This window comes from Arsenicibacter rosenii (genome assembly GCF_001870735.1).
GTDB classification, from domain to species: Bacteria; Bacteroidota; Bacteroidia; order Cytophagales; family Spirosomataceae; genus Arsenicibacter; species Arsenicibacter rosenii.
The window spans coordinates 1-781 of record NZ_MORL01000207.1 but is presented as its reverse complement, the minus strand read 5'-3'; the positions used below and the strand labels follow the sequence as shown (position 1 = coordinate 781).

Annotated in this window: 2 protein-coding genes; both read right to left on the bottom strand. The window is 54.7% G+C overall.

What is annotated here, in order from left to right; genetic code table 11:
• On the bottom strand, positions 1–192 hold a 192-nt coding region (locus BLX24_RS30855; RefSeq protein WP_510185442.1), incomplete at its 3' end, for an early set domain-containing protein.
• Positions 189–781, bottom strand: a 593-nt coding sequence (locus BLX24_RS30850; RefSeq protein WP_143092960.1) for an alpha-amylase family glycosyl hydrolase, incomplete at its 5' end; no start/stop codon positions are given. The genes BLX24_RS30850 and BLX24_RS30855, both read right to left, overlap by 4 nt.

The following is a 781-nucleotide window of genomic DNA, read 5'->3' as shown; positions in this document are numbered from 1 at the left end:
ACTAACGAGGTACGTCGTCCCCGGCGGAATATCATCTGCTTCGGCTTCAAAATAGCCCCACTGCTGCTTTATGAGCGAAATGATCCGTTTTTTTTTACCGTTGATCTGCACCTCAACCGCATCTGACTCCGGAGCCCACACGCGGAACCGGCAACGGTTATTGCCTAAATAAGTAGCACCAGGTCGCTTCATAGGGCTTGTGTTGACTTGAGTCGTACAATAATGCCTTCATCGCCATTGAGGTTGATATTACCTGACACCTCAGCGCCCTCCAGTTCCGGATAGCTCGCCAGCACGATGGTCCCTCCAGCCAGATCATCGTTCAGTTTCAGGTAGGCCGGGCGGTGACTGAGGTTCAGGACAATCAGAAAGCGATCTGCCCCTTCGGCCCCACGGAGGTAGGCAATTGCCTGCCTGTCGGCATAGATCGGAGTATAATCACCGGTCATCAGGGCGGGTTCGTTCTGCCGGAGCCGAATCAGCCGCCGGTATAATGTGAGCAGCGAATACGGATCATTCTCCTGAACGGCTACATTTTCGCGGCTGTAATTACGGGCCACCCTGAGCCACGGCTTTACGTCGGAGAATCCGGCGTTTACCGAATCATTCCACTGCATGGGCGTTCGGGCCGGATCACGGCTCAGGTTTTTATCCGGCATATTCAGCCCCTGCGGGTCCTGCACCTCCTCAAACGGTATGGCAACATCCCGCATACAGATTTCCTCCCCATAGTAGATAGTCGGGGTTCCGCGCAGCGTAAGCAGCAACATGGCAGCAATAC